Raw genomic sequence first — 24,171 nt, 5'->3', positions numbered from 1 at the left:
CACCAGACTTAGAGCATCTGCTTCCTCAGAAAGGGATTGAGGAAGATATCCTGGGGGTCGAGACTTCGCCTGAGGCTGTTGAACGTATCGAGGTTCGCCTGAGGCAAGAGCGACTTGATATTGACCGGGGGGGAAATCTTGTGCCAGTACTTGGACCAGTGCGGTCGGCCTTTTAGTTCCTTGATCCAGTACTCGCCGACGACCCGGTTCGCCATCTCGTCGAATTCGGACATGGCTGCCGACCGGTTGTTCGGGTTGGGATCGTTCTTCGGATAGGCGCTGAGGATCTCGATCCAGCAGTAGTGGGTTTCACTGTGAGCAGGTTCGAACGCAGGAGAAAGGAGCGCCTGGCTGTTCTTGGTGAATCGGGCGTGCAGGCATGTCGTCAGGGGGTACTTGCCCGCCGCCCATTTGACACGGGTGTAGTTAACCGCCTGCCACCAGGCTTTCACGACGTTCGAGAAATCCCAGGCGTTCGGCCCGGTGGCGGGGATCGGCATCGCGACCTCCAAGTCGAGGATGGGGAAGGCTTTCAGTTGATAGTGCAGAACCCTGGGGGCATCGGCGACGAAGCCTTTGTTGGACTCGATGACCTTCACGCGGTCATTGATCGTTTTCCAGGTGAGCGCCTGCACGGCGGGAATAACCATCGGTTGTTGTGCACTCCATTGCATCACGGGTCCAGCCATCGAATCGACCCAGTCGTCATCCGTGCGCAGCGGGATGTCGCGGGGATCGTCCTGGGTACGGTTGTACTGCTTCACCCAGATCGACCCATCGAACCCACTGCCGGGAAACCAGAACAACTCAACGTATTCGTTGCCGGTGACGAGGGCATGCAACTTTGATGAGTCAATCGCGCCGCCCCTGGATTCGGGGTTCGCGCCCATCACCTCGGCGGTCGGGACGAGCCGCTCCTGGTCCCAGAGCCTGTACATGGGATCGACTTTGAGAGTGACCTTCGTGATGACTCCGAGCATGCCGACGCTGACCCGAACCGTGTTCATCTCATTGGGGGTCGTGTCCTCCGAGAATACGTGGACCTTTCCATCTGCGGCAACGAATTCGATGGCTTGGATCAGATCTGACACCGTCGGCTGCTCCCAGCCGGTGCCGTGGCATCCAGCCGCGACGAACCCCGTCGCGTTGATGCTGGGAAGAACGCCTGCGGTAGGCAGATACATCTTGGGCAAGGGACCGTCAGTGGTAAGCGCTTCGCGAACGTCTGCCCATCGGGCCGACGGGAAGCAGGTCACGAGATTGAGCCCATTCTTCTGCCAGCGGAATGCCTTCTGGCCGTTCTCTGTGATTCCCGTTGGGTCAATAAGAATGCCTCCGTTGGTAACGACGAGGGGGGTCCAGGAGTGTCCGCTTCCGAAGCAGCGGATGATGCTGCCCTCGTTCTGGATCACGATGTCCTGCAGTTCGCGGACGCTTTTTGGCTGACAGAACGTATCAGGAAGCGTCGTGATGCTACCGGCCCAATTCGTCCATTGGTTCTCGTTTTCGTTGTACATGTCCATGAGAATTGCCCTCCGGTCATTAACAGAATTCCGATGGTTGACTTCCCCGATGGCAGGATTTGCGCCTCCCACCCCACTGCGGCCCACCAACTTCGGGCGGGCCGCAGGGATATCTCGGCGGGATTGCTCAACTGCTGCTGATCAGGCCCAGGGTGTTGGACAAGGTGGTCCCGGTGATCGTGTAGGCCGCCGTCTTGGGCGCTCCCTTCTTGTACATGAACGCCTGCTTGGCTTCGTTGTCGTAGCCCCAAACCACAAAGACGTATGACCATGTCATGGCGCCATCGGGCACCCCGAAGTCACCCGGGTCAAACTCCTGGGTTTGCCCGAGAAGGACATCGCCGCTGCTTTTTGACGCGACCTTTTCACCGTTGTCGTCCAGGTAAGTAAACATTTGGCGGGCGACGAATCCCCCGCCGTTATGGAGAGAAAACTTTCCGACCGTGGTCATAGCCATGGGAGGCTCCTTGTCTGTTGGTTGTTGATGGGATCAGGGTGCACCTCGTGCGAGGGGCAGTAGCATGCGCAAACAAGCTTCTGGCACTGAAAGAACTTTGACTTATAAGCACCTCCTGCGAGCGAGAACAAATTGATCAGCGATGACAGTTTTCTTTGCCCGTTGAATTCAAAGTCAATGTGCCGCCGGATCTCACCGCCAACAATCCCCTCAAACGGCGTAGTCCGTCCGAGCCCGGCTAGCGTCGCCAGGAAGTTCCTCCGCCCGTGTTTCCTTCAGTTTTCAGAGGAGAAATCAGGTTTTTTTCTGCGCGCCCAGGGCGTCTCCGGTTCGAACAGAGGGTCGAAAAAGGAGGCGTTTTGTTATGTCACAAATGAAACTGAAGTATTAATTGACGCGATGCGCAGCTTTCCGAAGGCCGAAGTCGCCCAATGACAGGAGAAGGAAAGTGTTGGGCAAAGAATATCAAGACCTGGACGGATATATCCCCACCAACGCAATGCAAAAGTGCGTGTTGGGATCTGGCTCTTTACCCTTCAGATTCGGCAATGCGAAGTTCGTCGTACCGTCTCCTCCGTAGGTTGTGCCCAGTAAACTGAAAAGGGCCGTATTTTGCGAAATGGCCATGAGTTGCCCTTCGCAGAATGCCCAGCCGTTTGGGGCGAAGTTATACGGAAGCAGTTGAATTTGACCGAGAAATGGTTCCATGATGAAGCTCCATTGATTAGCGCCAAAGCGCGATTAAGAAAAAATCTCTCTATACCGATGTGATTCCAATCCGATTTCAAAAATCGGTTAACTTTCACGAAGTTTTCCTCTATAGAAATTAGCCATATCTAGAAGTTCACGGCCAATGTTGCTCGAAAATAAAGTCCGTCGGGATCATGCTGCATTTTTCTTCTGAAGCCTAGACCATCGCATGTCGCGCCAAAGTCCGTCGGGCTTCGATGCGATCTGGTTTTCTGTAGAACTGGAAAAACAAAGTCCGTCAGGTGTTACCTAGTAGCACTACTCTGCCAAGTGAAAGGGTAGAATTTCTGGATATGGCTGTCGGAGGGATATCCATGGATACCGTGATTCCTGTCAGAACCAATTGGCCTGAAGATTTTCAGGAATGGCTCCAGCCGTTCCTGGCCGTTTTCACACGTTCCGAGCAGCGCTGCTGGGCACCTCTCTACCTGCAAGGACTCCTGGGGCCGGGCGCGCGCAAAAGTGTCGCACCCATGGCTGAACGTGTGTGTCCCGGTCAGACGCAGCAACTCCACCATTTTGTGTCGTCATCGACTTGGTCCACCGCTCCGCTGGAACAGGTGCTGCGCAAGAAGGCTGACGCTTTGGTAGGCGGCAAGGACGCTGTGCTGATCGTGGACGACACGGCGCTACCCAAGCAGGGCAAGCACTCGGTAGGGGTCAAGCGCCAACACTGCGGCGTACTCGGTAAGCAGGCTAACTGCCAGGTATTGGTATCGCTCACCTTAGCGCGCAAGGAAGTGCCAGTGCCGATCGCCCTGCGGCTGTACTTGCCCGAAGATTGGGCACAGGACGAAGCGCGTCGTGCAGCAGCCAAGGTACCCGAGTCGATTACGTTCGAGACCAAGGGTGACATCGCGCTGGCGCAGATCGATGCCGCGCTGGCTGACGGCGTGCGCTTTGGCATGGTGCTGGCCGATGCCGGCTATGGCAGTTCGGCAGGCTTTCGCGCTGGGCTTACGCAGCGAGGGCTACGATGGGCAGTGGGCGTGCAGCCCACGCAGAAGGTCTATCCAGCTGATGTGCGGCTCGATGTGCCGGCCGATCCCCCGGTGGGGCGCCCCGCCAAGCACCCAAGACCTTCGACGCCGAGCGTGTCCGTCGTGCAGATGATTGAAACGTTGGGTTCCAAGGCCCTGCGGCGCTGTTCCTGGCGCAGCGGCACCAAGGGCATGCTCAGCGCACGCTTTGCTGCTGTGTGGGTGTGCGTTGCTGACGGCGCGCTGGTATCGCATTGGCAGCATCTTTCGGGGCAAGCCGCATGGCTGGTGTGCGAAGTGCGCTCCAGTGGCGAGCGCAAGTATTACTTTACTAACCATCCGGCTGACACGCCGCGCAGGACGCTGGTACGCGCGATCAAGGCCCGCTGGGCGTGCGAGCAGGCGCATCAGCAACTCAAGGATGAACTTGGCCTGGACCATTACGAAGGCAGATCCTGGCTGGGACTGCACCATCACGCGCTGCTGACCATGATGGCTTTTGGTTATCTGCAGCACCGACGTCTGGACAGTGTTTTGCAAGCGGGAAAAAAAACTGGCATCCAATGCACCGGGACCGCCACCGCAACCATCATTGCCAGCGGTACGCCGGGCCATTCTCGCCGCGCTTTGTCGGGTAATTTGCGTTCAGTGTCCTCATTGCGGCGCCACGATAAACCTGCGTCAGCGTGAGTGACATGGCAGAGTAGTGGTAGTGGGTTTCTCAAAAACGTTGACAAATTATTGTCATGTAAGTCATTGATTTAAATAAGATTTATTAAAAATAATTTGTAACTGTATTGATGAAACGAACTACTAGAGAAGTTAATAGGCCGTGTTCGGAAAGTTTGATGTGCTGATGTTGTGCAACCTCAACTGGGCAACCCGCTGCGCTTTGTGCTGACCCCGGGGCAGCGTCACGACTCCAAACCCGTGCCCGAACTGCTCGATGGGCTGCAGGCCAAGGCCCCTCTGGCGGACAAAGCCTATGACAGCGACAAGATCGTCCAGGCGGCAGAAAAGCGTGGCATGCAGGTCATCATCCCCTCCAGGGTCAACCGCGAAAAGCAGCGTGTCCTGGACAAGCACCGCTACAAGACGCGGCACCTGATTGAAAACCTCTTCCAGCGCATGAAGGCCTTTCGCCGTGTGGCGACCCGCTTTGACAAGCTCGACATCCGATCTCTGGGCTTTGTACACATCGCCGGCATCATGAAATGGCTCCACTGAACTTTCCGAACACGGCCTAGCAATCTGAAAATTTCGTGGATTTGGGCGTAGAACCCCTGGATGCACAGCACCACCTTGTGCGCGGCCATGCGCGCCTGGCTGGCCTGCCATTGAGGCGCCAGCACCTTGTCCCAACTGACCTCTTCGTTGCGCAAAAACCGATAGGCCGCCGCCGTTTCAGCCCAGCTTTGGCAGGCGTTCTGGATGCTCGATGTTGGGTCGATATTCTTTCTCGATGCCAGAGGCTGTAGCCAAGGGGAGTTACGGCCTTTGCGTGACCCGGCGGACCCGAGCCAAACATGAAAGATGGCAGGCCGACCACAGCCAAAAATTCATTTGGCCACTTAAATTGATTGCTTAACCCGGTTTTCCATTTCACTGCACCTCAGACCCCAAGGTGCTGTTGCCGAGGCAGCAATCCGAGGGCTGGCACTGTTGATAGCGCAGCAGGGCTGCTGGATTTTCGGTGCCAAGCATGCGCGCGCGGAGGGCATTTTCACTGGGAAGATGGCGCGTCACAACAATGGCGCGCTTATTGCGGTAGGAGGGTCGGCAGACACCCCGCAAGGCCCAGGCCAGGGGATGCCAGAACCCTCCATGAAGAAAGTAAAAACCCATGAAATACCAGAAGAGCGTGTTGGCTGCCACCCTGTTAAGTCTGAGCGTTTGCGCCGCGTTTGCGCAGCAGGCCAGCCCGGCCGCCAGTGCCTCCGGCAACACTGCTGCCGCCGATGTGTGGAAGTACAAAACCAAGCGGCTCGATCGCGCAGGCGTGGACGCCCTGCTGGCCAAGCCCCAGAAGCTGGTGGTGATTGACGTGCGCCGCCCCGATGAACTCACCGCCAAGGGAAGTTTTCCGGTCTATCTGAACATTCAGGTCAATGACGTGGAGAAAAGCCTGGCCTACATCCCCAAGGATCGCGCCATCCTGACCGTCTCCAACCGTGCCCACCGTGCCGGTGCGGTGGGTGATCTGTTGACTAGCAAGGGCTTCAAGGTGGCTGGCGCCGCCGGTTCCCAGGATTACGAGGACCAGGGCGGAACGATTACCCGCGTGACTGCGCCGCCACCCAAGCCCACCACGGCATCAGCCGCCCCCTGACTTGCGAGAACCGCCATGAAAGCCCAAACCATTCTTGACAACACGCCTCGTCACGCAAGGGCTGCGCCATCGGCCAGTCTGCCTGCGCGCGTTCGCATTCGTCTGTGGGACTTGCCGCTGCGGCTGTTTCACTGGCTGCTGGTGCTGGCGGTGACGCTGGCGCTCATCACGGGTGAACTGGGCGGGCCATGGATGGAGCTGCATGGCAAGGCGGGCCTGGGCATCGTCGGGCTGGTGGTGTTCCGGCTGGTGTGGGGAGTGATCGGTTCGGCCCATGCCCGCTTCCTGAGTTTCCTGCCCACGCCGTCCAAACTCAAGGCTTACCTGGGCGGGCGCTGGCGCGGTGTCGGGCACAACCCGCTGGGCGCGCTGTCCGTCATCGCGCTGCTGGGCCTGCTGGCCGCGCAGGCCGGCACGGGGCTGTTCAGCAATGACGACATCGCCTTCAGCGGCCCGCTGTTCGCGCTGGTGGACGAAGCCCTGGCCGGCCGGCTGACCAGCCTGCACAAGCAACTGGCCACGGTCCTGTTCGGCCTGCTGGCCCTGCATCTGGCGGCCATCGCGTTTTATGCCTGGTTCAAGCACGACAACCTGGTCAAACCCATGGTGACGGGCTGGAAAGAAGTGGAGCCGAATCAAGCGCCGCCAGCGGCTCATCAAAACGCCTCCGGCCGCAAAGGCGGCGCGATTGCATTTGCGCTGGCGCTGGCCGTGGCTGTGGCCGTGGTGTATGGCGTCAGTGGCGCGGCCTTGCCGGGTTCGCCTGCGGCGGCGGCAGAACCGGCCACGGCCACGCAAGGCCAACCCGGATGGTAGCGACCGGCCTGCGCACCCACGCCCTGGCCTGTGAGCGTGGCGGGCGGGGTCTGTTTCGCGCCGTGGACATCGACGTTTCGGCCGGCGAGGCTCTATGGGTTCAGGGCCGCAATGGCAGCGGCAAGACCAGCTTGCTGCGGCTGCTGTGCGGCCTGGCCCTCCCGAGCGCGGGCACGGTGCATTGGCTGGGCCGTGACGTGCGCGGCCTGCGCGAGGATTTCTACCGCGACCTGCTCTACATCGGCCACGCCGGCGGCATCAAGGACGACCTGACGGCGGCGGAAAACCTGCTGCTCGGCGCGCGCATCGCCGGGCAGGCGGTTGAAGAACAACAGGCGCAGCAGGCGCTGGCACAGGTAGGCCTGGGGGCGGTTTCGCGGCTGCCGGCGGCGCGCCTGTCGCAGGGGCAGCGCAAGCGGGTGGCCCTGGCCCGGCTGCACCTGGCGCACCGGCCGCCCCTGCTGGTGCTCGACGAGCCCTTCAACACCCTGGACCAGGCGGCGGCGGACGCGCTGCACGCGGCCCTGAACCAGCACCTCGCGCAAGGCGGCGTGGTGGTGTACACGACGCACCAGCCGCTGGCCTTGCAGGCGGCGCGGCTGCATGTGCTCGAACTCGGCCCTGCCCAGCCATGCTGAAGGTGCTGGCATGCGTGATTCAGCGCGATCTGCTGCTGGCCTTCAGGCGCCGCGCCGACCTGCTGGCCACCGTGTTTTTCTTTGTCATCGTGGTCACGCTGTTTCCGCTGGGCGTGGGGCCGGAGCCGGCCCTGCTGCGCAGCATGGCGCCCGGCATCGTATGGGTGGCGGCCTTGCTGGCTTCGCTGCTGTCGCTGGGGCGGCTGTTCGCGCTCGACTTTGCCGACGGAACGCTGGAGCAGATGGCCTTGTCGGCCGAGCCGCTGGTGCTCATCGTGCTGGGCAAGGTGCTGGCGCACTGGCTGGTGGCGGGCGTTCCCCTGGTGATGCTCTCGCCCGTGCTGGCGCTGCAGTTTGGTTTGCCTGGCGCTGCGATCCAGGTGCTGTGCCTGGGCTTGCTGATAGGCACGCCCATCCTGAGTTTGCTGGGGGCGATTGGCAGCGCCCTGACTCTGGGCGTGCGCGGTGGCGGGGTTTTGCTGGCGCTGCTGGTGCTGCCGCTGTATGTGCCGGTGCTGATTTTTGGCGCGGGCGCGGTGCAGGCCCAGGCCAGCGGCCTGGACGCCGCCGCCCATCTGCTGCTGCTGGGCGGCGTGCTGGCAGGCGCGCTGGCGCTGGCGCCCTGGGCCACCTCGGCAGCGCTGCGAATCGCCCTGGAATAACGATCTGATCAAGGAGTTCTGTCTTGCGACCCGTTTTACACGCCCCTTTTGCCGCGCGTTTCTTTGCCAGCCCTCGTCCGGGCTGGTGGAAGTACGCTGGCGCCCCCGCTTTTTACCCGCTGGCCGGGCGCCTCATTCCCGGTCTGCAGGCCGTAGCCGTGGCCCTGCTGGCGCTGGGCCTGGCCGTTGGTTTTCTGCTGGCGCCCACGGACCACCAGCAGGGCGATGCCTACCGCATCATCTTTGTCCATGTGCCGGCCGCTTGGCTGTCGATGGTGCTGTATGTGGCCATGGCCTTTTGGGCCGCGATGGGCCTGGCGCTGAACAGCCGCCTGTCGTTCATGATGGCGCGTGCGATTGCCCCCACGGGCGCGATGTTCACCTTTGTCGCCCTGTGGACCGGCGCCCTGTGGGGCCGCCCGACCTGGGGCGCGTGGTGGGTCTGGGATGCGCGGCTGACATCCGAGCTGCTGCTGCTGTTTCTCTACGCCGGCTTCATGGCGCTGCAGTCGGCCATCGACGACCCGCGTCGCGGCGACCGGGCGGGCGCCCTGCTGGCGCTGGTCGGCGTCGTCAACGTGCCGGTGATTTACTTCTCGGTGAAATGGTGGAACACCCTGCACCAGGGCGCTTCCATCAGCCTGAGCAGTGCACCCCTGATGGCGTCCAGCATGCTGACGGGCTTGCTGCTGGCCGCACTGGGCGCCTGGGTGTATGCGCTGGCGACAGTTCTCAAGCGCCTGCGCTGCATCGTACTGGAGCGCGAGCGCCATGCCAGATGGGTGGCGCAACTGCCGGAGGTGTCCGCATGATCTGGCGCAATGTAAGCGACTTCCTGGCCATGGGCGGCTATGCACTGTATGTCTGGGGCTCGGTGGGGATGTTCCTGGCCTGCCTGGCGGGGGAATGGCTGGCGCTGGGCTGGCGCCGCAGGGAACTCCTGCGCGAACTACGCCATGCCCGACAGTACCCGGGCGCAGGCGGCGCATGAAGGCCCGGCACAAGCGGCTGGGCCTGATCGTCGCCGGTCTCGCTGCGCTGGGGCTGGGCGCAGCCCTGGTGCTGTCGGCGTTTCAGAAAAACTTGGTGTTCTTCTTCACGCCGAGTCAGGTGGCGGCGGGCGAGGCTCCGCGCAACCGCAGTTTTCGTGTTGGCGGAATGGTGGAGGTGGGCAGCATCGAGCGCCAGGCCGACGGCGTCACGGTCAGCTTCCTGGTGACGGACACCGCGCAACGCCTGCGCGTGAACTACCGGGGTTCGCTACCGGACCTGTTCAAGGAAGGCAAGGGCGTGGTGGCCCAGGGCAAGCTCACGGCGGACCAGTTGTTCGTGGCCGATGAGGTGCTGGCCAAGCATGATGAAAACTACATGCCGCCCGAGGCCGCCTATGCGCTCAAGCAGGCCGGCGCGCCCGCCCTGGCGGGAGCGCTGAAATGATCGCCGAACTGGGCAACTTCTCGCTGGTGCTGGCGCTGTGCCTGGCTTGTGTGCAGGGCAGCCTGCCGCTGCTGGGCGCGTACCGGGGCGAGCCGCGCTGGATGGCGCTGGGGCGCAGCGCGGCTTTTGGCCAGTGCCTGTTCGTCACGCTGGGTTTCGCGGCGCTGGTGTATGTCTTCGCCGTCAACGATTTTTCGGTGAGCTACGTGGCCGCCAACTCGAACTCGCGCCTGCCGTTGCATTTCCGGGTGGCCGCCGTCTGGGGCGGGCATGAAGGCTCGGTGCTGCTGTGGATTCAGATGCTGGCCCTGTGGACCGCCGCCGTGGCCGTGTTCAGCCGCTCCCTGCCGGCGGGAACCGTGGCGCGCGTGCTGGGCGTGATGGGGCTGATCAGCATCGGTTTCCTGTGTTTTCTATTGTTCACCTCCAACCCTTTTGACCGCACCCTGCCGGCCGCAGCGGACGGGCGTGACCTGAACCCGATGCTGCAGGACCTGGGCATGATCGCGCACCCGCCCATCCTCTACATGGGCTACGTGGGCTTCTCGGTGGCTTTTGCGTTTGCCATTGCGGCCTTGCTGGAGGGTCGCCTGGACGCGGCCTGGGCGCGCTGGTCGCGCCCGTGGACGCTGCTGGCCTGGGCTTTCCTCACGCTGGGCATCGCGCTGGGCAGCGCCTGGGCCTACTATGTGCTGGGCTGGGGCGGCTGGTGGTTCTGGGACGCGGTGGAAAACGCGTCCTTCATGCCCTGGCTGGTGGGCACCGCGCTGATCCATTCCCTGGCGGTAACCGAAAAACGCGACACCTTCAAGAACTGGACCGTGCTGCTGGCGATTCTGGCGTTTTCCTTGTCGCTGCTCGGCACCTTCCTGGTCCGCTCGGGCGTGCTGAGTTCGGTGCATGCCTTTGCCAGCGACCCGCGCCGGGGTATTTACATCCTGGTCTTCCTGGCCGTCGTGGTGGGGGGCGCGCTGGCGCTCTACGCCTGGCGCGCGCCCGGCGTCGGCCTGGGAGGGCGTTTTGCCCTGTTCTCGCGCGAGTCGCTGCTGCTGGTCAACAACGTGTTGCTGGTCGTGACGGCTGGCACGGTGTTGCTTGGCACGCTGTACCCGCTGCTGCTCGACGCCCTGGGCCTGGGCAAGATTTCGGTCGGCGCGCCGTATTTCGAGGCCGTCTTCGTGCCCCTGATGCTGCCCTTCCTGCTGCTGATCGCGGTGGGGCCGCTGGCTTCGTGGAAGCAGGCCTCCTTCAAAGGGGTGTTGCGCCGGCTGCGCTGGATCGCCGTGGGGGCGGTGCTGTTTGCCCTGGGGGTGGCGCTGGCGCTCAACACCTCGGTGATGGTGGCAGTGGGATTGGCGCTGGCGGCCTGGGTTCTGCTCGGCACCGCTGCTGAGCTGGCCGGGCGCCTGCGCCATGCCGCGCTGGGCGCGCCGCTGCGCCAGCGTCTGGCCAGCCTGCCGCGCAGCTATTGGGGCATGCTGCTGGCCCACGCGGGCATCGGCGTGTTCGTGATCGGCGTCACCATGGTCAGGGGACTGGACGCATCGAGCGACCACAGCATGCGCGTGGGCGACAGCGCCACCCTGGGCGACTACCGCTTCACCTTTGCCCGGCTGGAGCGTGTGGAAGGGAAAAACTACATCGCGGCGCGTGCGCGTTTCGAGGTCACGCGGGGCGCCGGCCCGGTAGCCATCCTGTACCCCGAAAAACGCTTCTACACCGTGCAGCAGATGCCGCTGACCGACGCGGCCATTGACCGGGGATGGCTGCGCGACCTCTACGTGTCACTGGGCGAGGCTACCCAAGACGGCGCCTGGGTGGTTCGCCTGCAGCACAAGCCGTTCATGAACTGGGTATGGGGCGGGACGCTGTTCATGGCGCTGGGCGGGGCGCTGGCGGCCTCGGACCGGCGCTACGGCTGGGGCCGCAAACGCAGCGCCAAACGCCCGCTGGCCGATGCCGCCGTCACGCCTTCCGTTCAACCTGCCACCTAGAGTCTGTTATGCGACGTTTTCTGTTTCCCCTGGGTCTGTTTTTTTCCCTGGTCTGCCTCCTCGGGGCCGGGCTGCGCCTGAATCCGCAGGAAATTCCCTCGCCCCTGATTGGCAAGCCCGCCCCGGCTTTCGCGCTGGCGCAGCTGGCGCTGCCCGATAAAACCTTTGGCCCGCAAGACATGCAGGGCCAGGTCTGGCTGCTCAACGTCTGGGCCTCGTGGTGTACCGCGTGCCGGCAGGAGCATCCGCTGCTGCTGGAACTGGCCGGGCGAAACCAGGTGAGCATCGTCGGGATGGACTACATGGATGCGCGCGCTGACGGGGCCAAGTGGCTGGAAAAGCATGGCAACCCCTACCGGCTCTCCATCCTGGACACCGATGGCAAAGTCGGCATTGACTACGGGGTTTACGGCGTGCCGGAAACCTTTGTGATCGACAAGCGCGGCGTGATTCGCCTCAAGCTCGCCGGGCCGGTCACCGCCGAGATCATCGAGAAAAAACTGCTGCCGCTGATCAAGGAGCTGAACCGTGCGTAGGCTCTTGCTGTGCCTGATGCTGGCCGCCACGCCGGCCCTGGCCGAGCCCACGCTCGAACAGCATGTGACGCGGCTGAGCGAGCAGCTGCGCTGCCTGGTGTGCCAGAACCAGACGATTGCCGACTCGCACGCCCAGCTCGCCATCGACCTGAAAAACCAGGTGCGCGAGCAGCTGGCCGCAGGCGCATCGGATCAGGAAGTGCTGGACTACATGGTGCAGCGCTATGGCGACTTCGTGCTCTACCGCCCGCCCGTCAAGCCCAGTACCTGGCTGCTGTGGTTTGGCCCGCTGGCGATGCTGCTCGCCGGCCTGGGCCTGCTTTTCGTCAAGGTGCGCCAGCGTCAGCCGCAGGGCGATGCCCTTGATTCGGCCGGGGAGACGCACGCAGCATGACCACCTTTGCCTTTCTTGCAGCTTTTCTGCTGTTGCTCGCGTTGGGCTTTGTGTTGCCGGCTTTGCTGCGCGCGCAGCCGGTGCTGCCCGGCGTCGATCCTGTGCATGCAGCGCCACCCGGTAATCCGCAGCGCGGGCTTGCCGTGGGCTTGGCCGTGGCGCTGGTGGCTGGCGCAGCGTTGGTTTACGCGGCGGTGGGCGCGCCCGCTTCCCTCCTAGCCGCGCGCACGCCCGAAACCATTGCCGAATTGGTTCAACACCTGAAAACCAGTCCCGCCGATGCCGCCGCCTGGCGCCGGCTGGCACGGGCCTGCGAGGCTGCACAGCGCTTCAATGAGGCGGTGCAGGCGTACCGGCAGCTGGTCAAGCTGACACCGGACGATGCCGATACCTTGCTGGACTATGCGGTGACCCTGGCCATGAGCGCCGACCAGCGGCTCGGCGGCGAGCCGGAGCAACTGATTGAGCAGGCCCTGACCCTGGCGCCGCAGAACGTGCAGGCCCTGGCGCTGGCCGGCAGCGTTCGCTTCGAGCGCCAGGACTATGCCGGCGCGGTGGCCTTGTGGCGGCAGGTTTTGCTGCATGCGCCTGCCGACTCGCCCGTGGCGGCGGCCATCGCCGACAGCATCGCCAAGGCCGAGTCGCTGGCGGGGCGTGCCAGATAAATCCTGACGTGGGCGCGTCCTATGCAGCTTGAGAAGCACTCCTTTATTGATAGCTGCTAACGCCCGTCCATAGTGCGCCAGAGGCCAAAATAACTTAAAAAATGTGCGCCGCAGCCCTAAAAAAGGCCCGGCGCCTTGCGGTCGCCGGGCCTGCGAGGCTCCCCCTTCTCTCAATTCACGGCAAAGCAGTAAAGCAGGCCCGCGCCGCCGGTGCTCACCAGGTTGTCCTGTCCGCAACCCCGGCTGCGGTGCGTCGAATTCCACGACGTGTTGCCGCCGCCCGTGCGGTCAAAGTGGCCCAATTGCGCGGAGCCATCGGCTGCGCTGCTGGTGTAGTTTTTGCAGGTGTGGTCCGCGTCGTCGGTGTAGGCGCGCCCGTCGGGCTGCGAGCCGGTCAGGATGTCGTGCTCGTTGGGCTTGTCGCCCGCGCGCTTGACGGGCTCATTCTTTTCGGAAAAGGCCGTGGCCCAGCTCAGGTTGTTGCCCAGGCGCGCCGTCTCCAGGGTGTCGCCATGGAGATGGACCAGATCCTTGGCCACCACCGCGCCACGGGTGTTGTACCAGGGGCCATGGCCGATCCGGTCGCGTGCATTGACGGCTGCCTGGCCGCCGCTGGCCTGGGTGCTCAGGTAGGCGTGCCAGGTCTTGTTGCCCGCGCCAACGGCGCTGGCCAGCTTCTGGCAATGGGCGTCGGCTCCCGCCAGACCACCGAGGTCGGCACCCTTGCCGGCGCCTTGGCTGGTGATGAAAAAGCTGAAGAGTTTGGCCGCTTCAGCGGCTGACACCGGGGCCGGAGGAGGAGGACTGGCCGATTGGGCCAGTGCGAACAGCGGGACGGCTGCCACGGCAGCGAACACCCAGGCGGCAGTGCGCGCTTTGGATGCCTTGAAGGGGGAAGTCTTGAAAGAAGGAGTCATGGGCGCTTGTCTTCAGAAGAAGGAAAGGGTTGAGGTTGAAGGTGGGGGAGAAAAAGCGGGCGGATCCATCAGGCTGCGAGCGCCAGGGCCGTGGCAGGGTCTGGGGCGCGCGGCTCGTGGCTGAACTCGCCCAGAACGTCGTCCTTGATGGCGGCGAAGTCGTAGCTGCCACGCTCGCGCGTGCGCGCCAGCGGCACATCGACGATGCGCTTGATGCGGCCGGGGCGCGGCTGCATCACCACGATGCGGTCGCCCAGGAAGACGGCCTCCTCGACATCGTGCGTCACCAGGATGGCGGTGATGCCTTCAGCCTGCCAGATGCGTTGCAGCTCCTGCTGCAGGTGCGAGCGCGTCAGGGCGTCCAGGGCGCCGAACGGCTCGTCGAGCAGCAGCACCTCCGGGCGATTGACCAGCGCGCGGGCAATCGCCACGCGTTGTGACATGCCGCCGGACAACTGGTAGGGGTAGGCTTTCTCGAAGCCCTTCAGGCCCACCAGATTGATGTGTTCCTGCACGCTCTTGTTCTTGGCCGCCTGCGTGCCGGGCGCGTTGAGCAGGCCCAGGCTGACGTTCTGTTCGGCCGTGAGCCAGGGGAAGAGCCGGTGCTCCTGGAACACGATGCCTCGCTCCAGGCTGGTGCCGGTGATGGGTTTTCCGTCCAGCAGTATCTGGCCTTCGTAGCCGCTCTCCAGTCCGATCAGCAGGCGCAGCAGCGTGGACTTGCCGCAGCCGCTGGAGCCGACGATGCTGATGAATTCGCCGGGCCGGATGGACAGGGAAATGTTTTCCAAAACCTTGAGCGGCTGGCCCTTGACCTCGTAATACTTGTTGAGGTTCTTGATCTCGATGGTGCCGGCTTGGGGCATGACGGGGCTTCTTTCAAAAAAGGTGAATGTGACAGCATGGGCATGAAAAGAAGGGCGGCTCAGCGCGCTGGGGCGCGCCAGCGCAGCAGGCGGCGCTCGGCCACGGCCGCGATGCGGTTGAATACGTTGCCGACCAGGCCGATGGCCAGCAGGCCAAAGAGGATCAATTCCACGTTGAAGGCCATGCGGCCCTTGAAGACGATGTTGCCAATGCCCTGTCCGTCGTTGACCAGCAGGTACTCCGCGCCAATGGTGGCCAGCCAGGCGTAGATCAGGCCCAGGCGCAGCCCGGCCAGGATTTCCGGCGAGGCGGCCGGCAGGATCAGCCTGAAGAACACCTGCGCCGGGGTGAAGCCATAGACACGGGCGACTTCGGCATGCGCCCGGCTCACGCCGCGCACGCCTTCGAGCGTGCCCAGCACCACCGGGTAAAAAGCCGAAAAACTGATGAAGATGATCTTGGACAGCTCACCCGTGCCCACCAGCGCCGACAGCAGCGGCAGCCAGGCAAACAGCGAGATCTGGCGCGCGGTGTGAAACGTCGGGCCAATGACCTTGTCGGCCAGGTGCGAGACGCCGATCAGCGCGCCCACGGCGATGCCTGCCAGCGCGCCCAGCGTGAAGCCGGACAGGTCGCGCCACAGGCTCAGGCCGATGCCGAGGTAAAAACTGCCATTGGCCAGCTCTTTCAGGCCCTGGGCCGCGACGCCGGCGGGCGGCACGATCAGTTTGGTGTTGACCAGCTCAAGCGCGGTGACGGCGTACCAGACGATCACGAAGGCGATGGGCAACACCAGCCCACGCCAATCGAAGGCGGTTTTGCTGTCTGATGTGGCCGATGAGATGCCGGCGGAAACAAGGGGTGCGGTATCGGACATGGTGTTTGCTTGGCAAGTCAAAAAGCCGAACGGCGCCAGCCTTGCAGGCGCGACTCAATCAGGCGCAGGCCCAGCTCGATGACGATGCCAACCACGCCGATGGCCAGCATGGCCACGATCACCATGTCGATCTGGCTGAGCGAGCGGCTGTAGGCCATGAAAAAGCCCAGCCCTTCGCTGGACGAGAGCAGCTCGACAAAGATGACGGAAATCCAGGCCTGCATCACGCCCTGGCGCAGGCCGGTGAACAGGCTGGGCGCGGCGGCGGGCAGCACGATGCGGCGGATGGTCTGCAAAGCGCTGAACTGGTAAACCCGCCCGACTTCGAGCAGGGCCTGCGGAATGTTGGCAATGCCGCTGAGCGTGCTCAATGCCACCGGAACGACCACCGCGATGGACACGGCGGTCACTTTCAGGGCTTCCTCGATGCCGACAAAGATGATCAGCAGCGGAATCCATCCCAGAACCGGCAACTGGGCCAGCACATCGAAGGTGGGAAAAACGTAAGCCTTGAAAGTGCGCGACAGGCCCATGCCAAAGCCCAGCAGCAATCCCACCGAGCCGCCGATCAGCAGGCTCCAGGCAACGCGCGCGGCGCTGAACCCGACATGGCCCAGCAACTCGCCCGATGCCAGCACATCTTTGAGCGAGTCCCAGACGAAAGCCGGTGGCGGCAATATCTGCTCGGCCACCCAGTGGTGCTCGGTGGCGATCCACCACAGCGCAAACAGCAAGGCGGGCAGGATCAGGCCGAGCAGCAGCGTGTGCGCTGCCTTCAGGCCGGCCTTGGCGGCACCCAGCGCATGCCGATGCCAGCGGGCCGATTCGGCTCGCGCAAAGGAAACAGGAAAGACGTTGATATCGGCGGTGGATGCGCTCATGGCACTGACTCCAGTGGGTTGTCAGATGGCCACCGGCTGGGCGCCGATGGCCGATTCGCTTCGGGGCTTGGCTCTTCAGGCCGCGATGAACTTGCCCGCCGCGTCCTGCGTGGGCCAGTAGTTCTCCAGCTTCAGCTCGCGCAGGGCGTTGTTGAGGTACTTGGGCTCTAACCAGCCGTCCAGGCTGACCGGCCTGCGGGTCAGCTTGTACTTCTTGGTTTCCTCGATGGACTTGTTGATGGCCGCCAGGTAGTAGTCGTCCAGCAGCGGGTTGATGCGCGTGCGCAGATCCTTGACGCGGTCCCAGCTGTTTTTGTTGTCGATGTAGGTGCTCGTACCCGAGCGTGTCCACAGCTGGTACTGCGTCTCGCGGTTGGCTTCCTGGGTGCTCCAGTGCGCCACCTTCACCAGGCGGGTCACGATGCGCTGCACGATGTCCGGGTACTGCTGCTCAAAGGCCTCGCCTACCCAGACCGAGCCGGGCGCGTTGATGGCCGGATCGTCGAAGATTTCGGCCACGCGCTTGGCCACGCCGCGCGCCTCCAGGCCGAACGGGGATTCGATGGCGCCGGCAATGTCGCCCGTGGCCAGAGAGGCCACGCGGTCGTCGCGGATCTGGCTGATGATGCGGAACTCTTTTTCCGGATCGTTGAAGCCGTACTTGGCCAGCACGCGGTACAGCGTCAGCTGGCCTGCCGTGCCTTTTTGCACCGACAGCGTCTTGCCCTTGAGGTCAGCGACCGACTTGGCAGGAGACGATGCCGGTGTCACCACGTACACGTCACCGCCCCGGCCCGATGACAGCAGGATCTTGTGCTTCAGGCCGGTCGAGCGGCCGACGATCAGCGGCAGGTCGCCGTGGCCGAAGCAGAAGTCCAGCAGGCCGTTGGCATAGGACTCATTGAGGGCCGGGCCGGCGCCGACAAAATATTTCCACTCGATCTTGATGCCCTCTGCTGCGAATTCCTGTTCGATCTCGCCGCGGAAGACCGAATTGGCGGGAAAGCCCGAGGTGGGCAAAGGACGACCGCCGGTACCGGCACCGGGGAAACCGATGCGGATGGTGGTGGGTTTGCCGGCCGCGCGGGCCTGGCCGCCCAGGCCGATGAGGGCGGGGGCGCCCAGCCCGGCAAGCAGGGTTGAATTGAATAAGCGACGTTTCATGGGGGTACTCCGGAGTCGATGTGGGGGGGTTAGAACGTGGCGTTCAGCAGGGCCTGGATGGCGTTGACCGAAGCCGGCCGGGCCGCCGTCGGCGCAGCGCCGCCGAGCTGGTTGCGGATGTGCAGGTAGTTGATCTGGAACTTGGTGGTTTCAGCAAAAAACACATTCAGGCCCAGCGTGGTGACGAATTGCTTGTCATTGACGACAGAGCCGCTGCGGTTGGGATCCCACTCGTCAAACCGGATGAAGGTCTGGAAGGACTTCGGCCAGTAGTCGTCAAACTTGCCCTGCTGCCTGGAGCTGGCGAGGAACTGCTCGCCCCAGGTGTAGCCGAAGTTGATGTACTGGCCCATGCCGCGCTGGTAGCGGTCGGGGTTCGCGGCTGTGGCAGCCAGCAGCTCCTGTTTGCCATAGGCCCGCTCGTAGGCAACCGAATAGGGTAAATGGGTCCAGTTGACGTCCATGCCGTAACGATTGTTATGGCCTTTGCTGGTGGCGGCGGTGGTGGCCGTGGTGCTGGCCGTGCCGAGCGACGTGTATCCGCGGTAGTAGGAGCCGCCAATCTGCAACTGACGCAGCCAGCTGCTGTAGTCCACCGGCAGCGTATAGACCAGGCGGCCGACGGTGTCGATGTAGTTGTTGTTGTCGGCCTTGTTGGCGCCATTGCCATTGAAGAAACCCAGCGAGTAGGCCAGCAAGGGCGCGCGGTAGTTGTTGGTGAAATCGACATAGGGGTCGTAATCGCCGGAAAGGACCAGGCCCGTCTGGCGCGTGTTCAGGCCCAGGCCGGAGACGAAGCCTGCGTTGCCAATGACGGCCTTGACTTCAGGATCCTGCGCCTGTGCGTCCTGCCCGAAGGGCACGGTTTGCTGGCCCAGGGTGATGGTGCCCAGCGGATCTTCCGCATTGCCCGATGCCGGCTGGAAGCTGTAGCGCAGATAGGCATCGGTCAGGTTGACGCTGGTCGATGAACTGCTGGCGGTGTTCTGGCTGGTCAGGGCCAGGCGGTAGGTGAGGTTGCGGCCTTCAGCGTAGTCGCGGTAGAGGTTGCCGGCAAAGTTCAGGCCGAAGGCCGAGGCGTTGAAACCCCTGTGGCGCGGGTCGGTCGGACCGAAGCCGCTGGAGGCGCTCGACGGCGGCGCCTCCGGATTCTGGATGTCGTAGCGGACCGTGACCGAGCCGCCGATCTTGGTGTTGCGCGTCACGCTGGGGATGTTGCGCTCCTGCAGGCGCGACTGGTCGTACTTGTAGTTCTCCAGGTCGGTGCGCATGCCCTGGATGTCGGCCTTGGTCGCCGCCGTCCGGGCATCAACGGACTCCTGGCTTTCCCCTGCGCTGGCGGCGGTGGCGCCACCCGGCGCTGGCGCGACAGCGCCCCGTTGCTGTATCAATCCGCGCAGTTCCTCCAACTGCTTGCGAAGATCCTCGACGGTGCCCTTCAGGGACTGGATTTCGTTGGCTGGCTGCGCCTGCGCCTGCACCGCACCACTCGACAAAGCGAGCAGCACGGCCGTGGCCAGCGCTGTTGTTTTAAAAGATGGCACCTTGAATAACCCTTGTTTGGTGGCTGGAAAATGATTTACCGGCAAGGTTTAGCAGGATTTATGCCATGCTTTTTTGATGGGTTTTTACCTATTTGTGCTGATTATTTAACGGCACTGTTGAGATTCAAGCTATTGGCCTGTTGATATTCAGGCAGGCCTCGCCATTGATGCTTGATATTGTTTTAGTTGAATATTGAATATTCAAATGAAATAAAAAAATATTCATTTAAAACAATGAGTTACGTGTAATTTTTGTTTATTTCAAGAGTGATTGTTGGCTGGCACGATGGTTGCATATTGCTTCTTCGGATTTGCCATTTTTCATCTGTCTGCACGCTCTTTTGTGTGTGTCGCGGACGAGTGGTGGCATTTGAAAAAGGCATGGGCTTGCGCTCGCAAATGGAGTAAGTAAATGCATAAATCGATTTATGTTTTTTGGGGTACACGGTAATGAAGAACAAGGCGATATATCTGTCAGTCATGCTCGGCGTTCTGGCTGGGCCTGCAGTGCTGGCGCAGACCCAGGCGGTCGTTGACGCGGCCAGGTCCGCGCAAGGAGCGGCGCCCAAGGCCTGGTCGGCCTACCAGCCGGTGCAGGCGCCGCAGGCGCCCGAGGTCAGGCAAAAGGCCTGGGTGCGCACGCCCATCGACGCTTTCGTGCTGTCCCAGCTCGAAGCCAAGGGCCTCAAGCCCTCGAAGGAGGCTGACCGGGCCACCTTCATCCGGCGCGCCACGCTGGACGCCTGGGGACTCTTGCCAACGCCCGAGGAGGTCAAAACCTTCGTGGCCGACAAGTCGCCCACGGCCTATGAAAAGCTGGCTGACCGCCTGCTGGCCTCGCCGCACTATGGCGAGCGGCAGGCGCGGCGCTGGCTCGATCTGGCGCGCTACGCCGACAGCACGGGTTTTCAGAACGACAACACCCGTCCGAACAACTGGCGCTACCGCGACTATGTGATCAAGGCCTTCAACCAGGACCGGCCATTCAGCCGCTTCATTCAGGAGCAGGTGGCCGGCGACGAACTCTGGCCAGAAAGCCAGGACGCCAGGATTGCCACCGGCTTCCTGGCCGGCTACCCCGACAACCGCAACTCGCGCGACCTGGTGCAGCGCAAGTACCAGATCGAGACCGACATGACCGACTTGGTGGGCGAGACCTTCCTGGCCGCCACCGTCGGTTGCGCGCGCTGCCACAACCACAAGTCCGACAAGGTCAGCCAGAAGGAATATTTTCAATTGCAGGCCTTCCTGGCCAACACGGCTTTCAATGAGCAGACGCCGCTGGCCAAGGGCACTGAAACCGAATGGGACAAGGCCTACGAGCAGCAGCAGGCGGCTTACCAGGAGGCTACCAAGGACATACGCGCCAAGCAAAAGGCCATTCTCGACACCGTGCGCGAGGCCGGACGCAAGTACTACAACGAGCGTTACCTGACCGACAGCCGCGAGGCGATCTTCAAGCCCGAGGCGCAGTGGACGCCGCTGGACCGCTGGGTCAACTGGCGCAAGCAGGCTGTGGCGACCGACAATGAAATCGCAAGCTATCTGGAAGACAGTGGCACGAAACCGAGCGTTGTTTACTACAACCCCGACAACGCAGAGAAGTGGAAGACCTACAAGGCCCTGCGGGAAGAACTCAAGCAGTTCGACAAGATCAAGCCGGCCAAGGGGTCGAGCCAGTTCACCGCCGCGCTGGAACTGACCAAAGAAGTGCCGCCCACCCATGTGCGCTTCGGCGGCATCCACGAGCGCCCGCTCGAAGCCGTGCAGCCGGCCATTCCCGCGCTGTGGGGCGGCAAGGGTGAAGTGGCGATCACGCCGACCGCAAGCTCATCGGGCAGGCGCACGGCGCTGGCCAACTGGCTGAGCAGCGACAGCAACCCGCTGACGGCGCGCGTTTATGCGAATCGCGTCTGGGCGCAGTACTTCGACAAGGGCATCATCTCCACGGTGCAGGACTTCGGCCGCGCTGGAACCAAGCCGACGAACCCCGAGCTGCTCGACTACCTGGCCACCAACTTCGTGAAAAACGGCTGGAGCGTCAAGAAGCTGCACCGCGAAATCCTGCTGTCCAGCGTCTATCGCCAGTCGTCCGACGAGCGCCTGGACGTGGTCAAGGCCGATCCGGAAAACAAGCTGCTGGCCTTCTATCCGCGCAAGCGCCTGGAAGCCGAGGTGATCCGCGACTCGCTGCTGTATGCCTCGGGCCTGCTGAGCGACAAGGTCGGTGGCCCTTCCGTGTTCCCGCCGGTGGTCAAGACCGGCGACGTGGTGGGCAAGGCGGAGGATTTCCAGGGCAACCGCGTCTGGGCTGTTTCGACCGACAAGGAAGACTGGAACCGCCGCAGCCTCTACATCTTCACGCGCCGCAGCTTCAGCTACCCGATCACGCAGAACTTCGACCCGGCCAACCCGAACCAGCCGCACCACAAGCGCGATGTGACGACCACGGCGTTGCAGGCGTTGACGCTGTTCAACAGCGAGGTGGTGTTCGACTGGTCACAGGCCCTGGCCGGACGCGTGATCAACGAGGCGGGCGGCGACGAGACGGCGCAGATCAACCGGCTCTACCAGATCCTGTACTCACGCGAGCCCAACCAGACCGAGCGCCTCGCGCTCAAGTCTTTCCTGGCCGAGCAAAAGATCGTGGTCCAGCACAAGGCGGCCAACGGCAAGTTCGAGGTGGCCGTGCCCTCCGGCCTGAAGGACACCACGAAATTTGACCCGGTGAAGTCCGCAGCGTTTGTCGATCTGGTTCACACCGTCGCCAATTCCAACGAGTTCGCCTACCGTTTCTGACCACACCCCATTACTGACAACAGACAAGGAGATTCCCATGAACAACGATTCCCGCCGCGACTTTCTTCGCAAATCCGGGGTGTACCTCGGTGGCGCCGCCGCCATGAGTGGTGTGATCCCGGGCCTGGGCAGCTTTTCTGCCGCCCATGCGGCCGATCTGGTCGATCCGCTGGCACTCAAGGGGCCGCATTTCCCGGGCAAGATCAAGTCGGTGATCTGGCTGCATCAGGACGGCGCACCGAGCACGCTGGACCTGTATGACTACAAGCCCGAACTGATCAAGCTGGCCGGCAAGGAGGTTCCGGCCTCCTTCCTCAAGGGCATCAAGACCAGCACACAAGGCGGTGTCGGCAAGCTCTACGCGTCCAAGCGCGAATGGAAGCAGCATGGCCAGAGCGGCGCCTGGTTCTCGGACCTGCTGCCGAACCTGGCCAAGCAGGCTGACCACATGACCTTCATCAAGTCCAGCGTGACGGTGGGCGCAACGCACGACATCTCGATCCTCAAGCTCAACACCGGCGACCTCAACCCGGGGCGCCCGTCCCTGGGGGCGTGGATCACTTATGCACTGGGGTCGGCCAACAAGGATCTACCGCCCTATGTGGTGCTGTACAACGGTGACCGCGAGCCCCAGGCCGGCTCAGTCAACTGGAGTTCGGGCTTTCTGCCGGCGGTGTACCAGGGAACGGCCTTCCGTCCGGGCGATTCCCCGATCCTGTACCTGGACCGTCCCGAACTGCGCACGGCCCAGCAGCAGCGCAAGTCACTCGACCTGCTCAAGCGCCTGAACTCGGCGGGTGCCGAGCGCTACCCGTCCGACAGCGAGTTGCGCGCCCGCATCCAGTCCTACGAGCTGGCCGACCGCATGCAGGCCGCCGCGCCCGCCGCCGTCGATATCAGCAAGGAAAGCGCCGCCACCAAGGAGATGTACGGCCTGAACGACAAGACCAGCCAGAGCTACGGCGAGGTGCTGCTGCGCGCGCGCCGCCTGGTTGAAAACGGTGTGCGCTTCGTGCAGGTGGTCTCGGCCGTCCCACAGAGCCTGGATTCGGAGCGCCGCAACTGGGACGCCCACGACGAGCTGGAGCAAAACCACGGGCTGCTCTCGAAGATGGTGGACAAGCCAATCGCCGGCCTGCTGGCCGACCTGAAGTCGCGCGGCCTGCTCGACAGCACGCTGGTGGTCTGGGCCTCGGAGTTCGGGCGCACCTCCTGGGGCGAGAGCGGCAGCGGGCGCGACCACAACCCCTGGGGCTACACCCAGTGGATGGCCGGTGGCGGCCTCAAAGCCGGCTTCACCTACGGCGAGACCGACGAGATCGGCCTGCAGACGGCCGACAAGGACAAGGCAATGGACACCTACGACCTGCACGCCACCATCCTGCACCTGATGGGCCTGGACCACCTCAAGACCACCTTCCTGAACAACGGCCGCTCCGAGCGCCCGACGGTGGTGTACGGCAAGGTGGTCAAGGACCTGCTGGCCTGATCGTTTACATAGCCGAGGAAGCGGGGCGTAATGCCCCGCCCCGCTGGAAGGAATTTTTGCTTTATGCGCAAGATGCTGATCGTGATGGGCCTGGTGATGCTGCTGGCGGGGGTCGGGCGCGCCGCAGACATCGAGCTGGATACAGACCTGATGCAGACCATCGAGGACACCAACCTGAGCCTGGCTTCCAACATTGCGCTGAAGGATGGAAAAAGCAGCAAGGCCGAGGCGGCCGAGTTGCACCGCATGTTCACGCAGGTGGAGGCGCATTTCGTGGCCAAGGGCGATGCGGCTGACGCAGTGGACCTGTCCAAGAAGAGCAAGGACTGGGCCGGCGAAATTGTCCAGTCTGTCGATTCCAAGCAGTTCGACCACGCTGCGGAACTGGCCGGAAACATCTCCAGGGCCTGCAAGACTTGCCACAACTTCTACAAGAAGTCCTGAAGTCAAGG

24 protein-coding genes and 2 pseudogenes are annotated in these 24,171 nt (G+C 62.9%); 16 read left to right on the top strand and 10 right to left on the bottom strand.

Annotated elements, in window-relative coordinates:
- Positions 1-8: 8 nt before the first annotated feature.
- The 3 genes and pseudogenes from PNAP_RS02965 to PNAP_RS25480 all read right to left on the bottom strand — a co-directional run.
- A complete protein-coding gene (locus PNAP_RS02965; RefSeq protein ID WP_011800017.1) occupies positions 9-1,523 on the bottom strand; it encodes a D-arabinono-1,4-lactone oxidase in 1,515 nt (504 codons plus the stop codon).
- Positions 1,524-1,650: 127 nt separating this feature from the next.
- On the bottom strand, positions 1,651-1,980 hold the full coding sequence (locus PNAP_RS02960; protein ID WP_011800016.1) for a hypothetical protein: 330 nt from the start codon (positions 1,978-1,980) through the stop codon (positions 1,651-1,653).
- Between the two features lie 522 nt (positions 1,981-2,502).
- Positions 2,503-2,688 (bottom strand): annotated as a pseudogene (locus PNAP_RS25480) (phage tail protein); the annotation flags it as partial.
- 335 nt (positions 2,689-3,023) lie between these two features.
- On the opposite strand from PNAP_RS25480, the gene PNAP_RS02955 reads away from it, so the two are divergent.
- Positions 3,024-4,400, top strand: a complete 1,377-nt coding sequence (locus PNAP_RS02955; RefSeq protein WP_041376487.1) for an IS701 family transposase — start codon at positions 3,024-3,026, stop codon at positions 4,398-4,400.
- A gap of 171 nt (positions 4,401-4,571) precedes the next feature.
- Entirely contained in the window at positions 4,572-4,937 is a 366-nt protein-coding gene (locus PNAP_RS02950; RefSeq protein WP_011800012.1) for an IS5 family transposase, read from the top strand.
- 149 nt (positions 4,938-5,086) lie between these two features.
- Here the strand turns inward: PNAP_RS02950 and PNAP_RS28130 are convergent.
- A pseudogene (locus tag PNAP_RS28130) lies at positions 5,087-5,161 on the bottom strand (transposase DNA-binding-containing protein); the annotation flags it as partial.
- 392 nt (positions 5,162-5,553) lie between these two features.
- Between PNAP_RS28130 and PNAP_RS02940 the strand changes: the two are divergent.
- The 11 genes from PNAP_RS02940 to PNAP_RS02890 are packed head-to-tail and all read left to right on the top strand — an operon-like array spanning position 5,554 to position 13,181.
- Complete coding sequence (locus PNAP_RS02940; RefSeq protein WP_041376485.1) at positions 5,554-6,039, top strand: rhodanese-like domain-containing protein; 486 nt, start codon at positions 5,554-5,556, stop codon at positions 6,037-6,039.
- A 15-nt stretch (positions 6,040-6,054) separates the two neighbouring features.
- Entirely contained in the window at positions 6,055-6,855 is an 801-nt protein-coding gene (locus PNAP_RS02935) for a cytochrome b/b6 domain-containing protein (protein WP_011800010.1), read from the top strand.
- A complete protein-coding gene (ccmA, locus tag PNAP_RS02930; protein WP_011800009.1) occupies positions 6,849-7,493 on the top strand; it encodes a cytochrome c biogenesis heme-transporting ATPase CcmA in 645 nt (214 codons plus the stop codon). Before PNAP_RS02935 ends, ccmA begins: the two co-directional genes overlap by 7 nt.
- The gene (gene ccmB / locus PNAP_RS02925; protein WP_011800008.1) at positions 7,487-8,155 is read left to right on the top strand and encodes a heme exporter protein CcmB; all 669 of its coding nucleotides are present in this window, start codon (positions 7,487-7,489) and stop codon (positions 8,153-8,155) included. The genes ccmA and ccmB overlap by 7 nt, the downstream gene beginning before the upstream one ends.
- A 23-nt stretch (positions 8,156-8,178) precedes the next feature.
- Positions 8,179-8,967: a heme ABC transporter permease CcmC gene (gene ccmC / locus PNAP_RS02920; protein WP_011800007.1), complete on the top strand. Its 789-nt coding sequence runs from the start codon at positions 8,179-8,181 to the stop codon at positions 8,965-8,967.
- Positions 8,964-9,146 (top strand): heme exporter protein CcmD, encoded by a 183-nt coding sequence (gene ccmD, locus PNAP_RS02915; RefSeq protein WP_041376484.1) that lies wholly within the window; start codon positions 8,964-8,966, stop codon positions 9,144-9,146. The genes ccmC and ccmD overlap by 4 nt, the downstream gene beginning before the upstream one ends.
- Entirely contained in the window at positions 9,143-9,592 is a 450-nt protein-coding gene (gene ccmE / locus PNAP_RS02910) for a cytochrome c maturation protein CcmE (protein WP_011800006.1), read from the top strand. Before ccmD ends, ccmE begins: the two co-directional genes overlap by 4 nt.
- A complete protein-coding gene (locus tag PNAP_RS02905) occupies positions 9,589-11,586 on the top strand; it encodes a heme lyase CcmF/NrfE family subunit (protein ID WP_011800005.1) in 1,998 nt (665 codons plus the stop codon). The genes ccmE and PNAP_RS02905 overlap by 4 nt, the downstream gene beginning before the upstream one ends.
- Before the next feature lie 8 nt (positions 11,587-11,594).
- A complete protein-coding gene (locus PNAP_RS02900; protein ID WP_011800004.1) occupies positions 11,595-12,122 on the top strand; it encodes a DsbE family thiol:disulfide interchange protein in 528 nt (175 codons plus the stop codon).
- Complete coding sequence (locus tag PNAP_RS02895; protein WP_011800003.1) at positions 12,115-12,516, top strand: cytochrome c-type biogenesis protein; 402 nt, start codon at positions 12,115-12,117, stop codon at positions 12,514-12,516. The genes PNAP_RS02900 and PNAP_RS02895 overlap by 8 nt, the downstream gene beginning before the upstream one ends.
- A complete protein-coding gene (locus PNAP_RS02890) occupies positions 12,513-13,181 on the top strand; it encodes a tetratricopeptide repeat protein (protein WP_011800002.1) in 669 nt (222 codons plus the stop codon). The genes PNAP_RS02895 and PNAP_RS02890 overlap by 4 nt, the downstream gene beginning before the upstream one ends.
- 170 nt (positions 13,182-13,351) lie before the next feature.
- On the opposite strand, the gene PNAP_RS02885 is transcribed toward PNAP_RS02890, so the two are convergent.
- The 6 genes from PNAP_RS02885 to PNAP_RS02860 all read right to left on the bottom strand — a co-directional run bounded on the left by PNAP_RS02885 (position 13,352) and on the right by PNAP_RS02860 (position 19,431).
- Positions 13,352-14,098 carry a hypothetical protein gene (locus tag PNAP_RS02885; RefSeq protein ID WP_011800001.1) on the bottom strand — a complete coding sequence of 249 codons (747 nt, stop codon included), beginning with the start codon at positions 14,096-14,098 and terminating at the stop codon, positions 13,352-13,354.
- A 68-nt stretch (positions 14,099-14,166) separates the two neighbouring features.
- Complete coding sequence (locus tag PNAP_RS02880) at positions 14,167-14,964, bottom strand: ABC transporter ATP-binding protein (protein WP_011800000.1); 798 nt, start codon at positions 14,962-14,964, stop codon at positions 14,167-14,169.
- 59 nt (positions 14,965-15,023) lie between these two features.
- The gene (locus tag PNAP_RS02875; RefSeq protein ID WP_011799999.1) at positions 15,024-15,842 is read right to left on the bottom strand and encodes an ABC transporter permease; all 819 of its coding nucleotides are present in this window, start codon (positions 15,840-15,842) and stop codon (positions 15,024-15,026) included.
- Positions 15,843-15,859: 17 nt separating this feature from the next.
- Positions 15,860-16,723, bottom strand: coding sequence for an ABC transporter permease (locus PNAP_RS02870; RefSeq protein ID WP_011799998.1), 864 nt, complete (start codon positions 16,721-16,723; stop codon positions 15,860-15,862).
- 75 nt (positions 16,724-16,798) lie between these two features.
- Complete coding sequence (locus PNAP_RS02865; protein ID WP_011799997.1) at positions 16,799-17,887, bottom strand: ABC transporter substrate-binding protein; 1,089 nt, start codon at positions 17,885-17,887, stop codon at positions 16,799-16,801.
- Positions 17,888-17,916: 29 nt separating this feature from the next.
- Positions 17,917-19,431, bottom strand: a complete 1,515-nt coding sequence (locus PNAP_RS02860; RefSeq protein WP_011799996.1) for a DUF3138 family protein — start codon at positions 19,429-19,431, stop codon at positions 17,917-17,919.
- Between the two features lie 480 nt (positions 19,432-19,911).
- Here PNAP_RS02860 and PNAP_RS02855 point away from each other — a divergent pair, with 480 nt between their 5' ends.
- The 3 genes from PNAP_RS02855 to PNAP_RS02845 all read left to right on the top strand — a co-directional run bounded on the left by PNAP_RS02855 (position 19,912) and on the right by PNAP_RS02845 (position 24,163).
- Entirely contained in the window at positions 19,912-22,230 is a 2,319-nt protein-coding gene (locus tag PNAP_RS02855; protein ID WP_232290743.1) for a DUF1549 and DUF1553 domain-containing protein, read from the top strand.
- A gap of 37 nt (positions 22,231-22,267) precedes the next feature.
- Positions 22,268-23,719 carry a DUF1501 domain-containing protein gene (locus PNAP_RS02850; RefSeq protein ID WP_011799994.1) on the top strand — a complete coding sequence of 484 codons (1,452 nt, stop codon included), beginning with the start codon at positions 22,268-22,270 and terminating at the stop codon, positions 23,717-23,719.
- Between the two features lie 63 nt (positions 23,720-23,782).
- Entirely contained in the window at positions 23,783-24,163 is a 381-nt protein-coding gene (locus tag PNAP_RS02845) for a hypothetical protein (RefSeq protein WP_041376483.1), read from the top strand.
- Positions 24,164-24,171: the final 8 nt, after the last annotated feature.

It is taken from the genome of Polaromonas naphthalenivorans CJ2 (genome assembly GCF_000015505.1).
Classification (GTDB): domain Bacteria; phylum Pseudomonadota; class Gammaproteobacteria; order Burkholderiales; family Burkholderiaceae_C; genus Polaromonas; species Polaromonas naphthalenivorans.
Note: the sequence above shows the minus strand (reverse complement) of the source record. Positions and strands in the feature narration are given on the sequence as shown.

Bases quoted from the DNA above. Each gene is read 5' to 3' on its own strand.
- PNAP_RS02965 (WP_011800017.1), bottom strand. From the start codon at position 1,523: ATGGACATGTACAACGAAAACGAGAACCAATGGACGAATTGGGCCGGT.
- PNAP_RS02960 (WP_011800016.1), bottom strand. From the start codon at position 1,980: ATGGCTATGACCACGGTCGGAAAGTTTTCTCTCCATAACGGCGGGGGA.
- PNAP_RS02955 (WP_041376487.1), top strand. From the start codon at position 3,024: ATGGCTGTCGGAGGGATATCCATGGATACCGTGATTCCTGTCAGAACC.
- PNAP_RS02940 (WP_041376485.1), top strand. From the start codon at position 5,554: ATGAAATACCAGAAGAGCGTGTTGGCTGCCACCCTGTTAAGTCTGAGC.
- PNAP_RS02935 (WP_011800010.1), top strand. From the start codon at position 6,055: ATGAAAGCCCAAACCATTCTTGACAACACGCCTCGTCACGCAAGGGCT.
- ccmA (WP_011800009.1), top strand. From the start codon at position 6,849: ATGGTAGCGACCGGCCTGCGCACCCACGCCCTGGCCTGTGAGCGTGGC.
- ccmB (WP_011800008.1), top strand. From the start codon at position 7,487: ATGCTGAAGGTGCTGGCATGCGTGATTCAGCGCGATCTGCTGCTGGCC.
- ccmD (WP_041376484.1), top strand. From the start codon at position 8,964: ATGATCTGGCGCAATGTAAGCGACTTCCTGGCCATGGGCGGCTATGCA.
- ccmE (WP_011800006.1), top strand. From the start codon at position 9,143: ATGAAGGCCCGGCACAAGCGGCTGGGCCTGATCGTCGCCGGTCTCGCT.
- PNAP_RS02905 (WP_011800005.1), top strand. From the start codon at position 9,589: ATGATCGCCGAACTGGGCAACTTCTCGCTGGTGCTGGCGCTGTGCCTG.
- PNAP_RS02900 (WP_011800004.1), top strand. From the start codon at position 11,595: ATGCGACGTTTTCTGTTTCCCCTGGGTCTGTTTTTTTCCCTGGTCTGC.
- PNAP_RS02890 (WP_011800002.1), top strand. From the start codon at position 12,513: ATGACCACCTTTGCCTTTCTTGCAGCTTTTCTGCTGTTGCTCGCGTTG.
- PNAP_RS02885 (WP_011800001.1), bottom strand. From the start codon at position 14,098: ATGACTCCTTCTTTCAAGACTTCCCCCTTCAAGGCATCCAAAGCGCGC.
- PNAP_RS02880 (WP_011800000.1), bottom strand. From the start codon at position 14,964: ATGCCCCAAGCCGGCACCATCGAGATCAAGAACCTCAACAAGTATTAC.
- PNAP_RS02875 (WP_011799999.1), bottom strand. From the start codon at position 15,842: ATGTCCGATACCGCACCCCTTGTTTCCGCCGGCATCTCATCGGCCACA.
- PNAP_RS02870 (WP_011799998.1), bottom strand. From the start codon at position 16,723: ATGAGCGCATCCACCGCCGATATCAACGTCTTTCCTGTTTCCTTTGCG.
- PNAP_RS02865 (WP_011799997.1), bottom strand. From the start codon at position 17,887: ATGAAACGTCGCTTATTCAATTCAACCCTGCTTGCCGGGCTGGGCGCC.
- PNAP_RS02855 (WP_232290743.1), top strand. From the start codon at position 19,912: ATGCTCGGCGTTCTGGCTGGGCCTGCAGTGCTGGCGCAGACCCAGGCG.
- PNAP_RS02850 (WP_011799994.1), top strand. From the start codon at position 22,268: ATGAACAACGATTCCCGCCGCGACTTTCTTCGCAAATCCGGGGTGTAC.
- PNAP_RS02845 (WP_041376483.1), top strand. From the start codon at position 23,783: ATGCGCAAGATGCTGATCGTGATGGGCCTGGTGATGCTGCTGGCGGGG.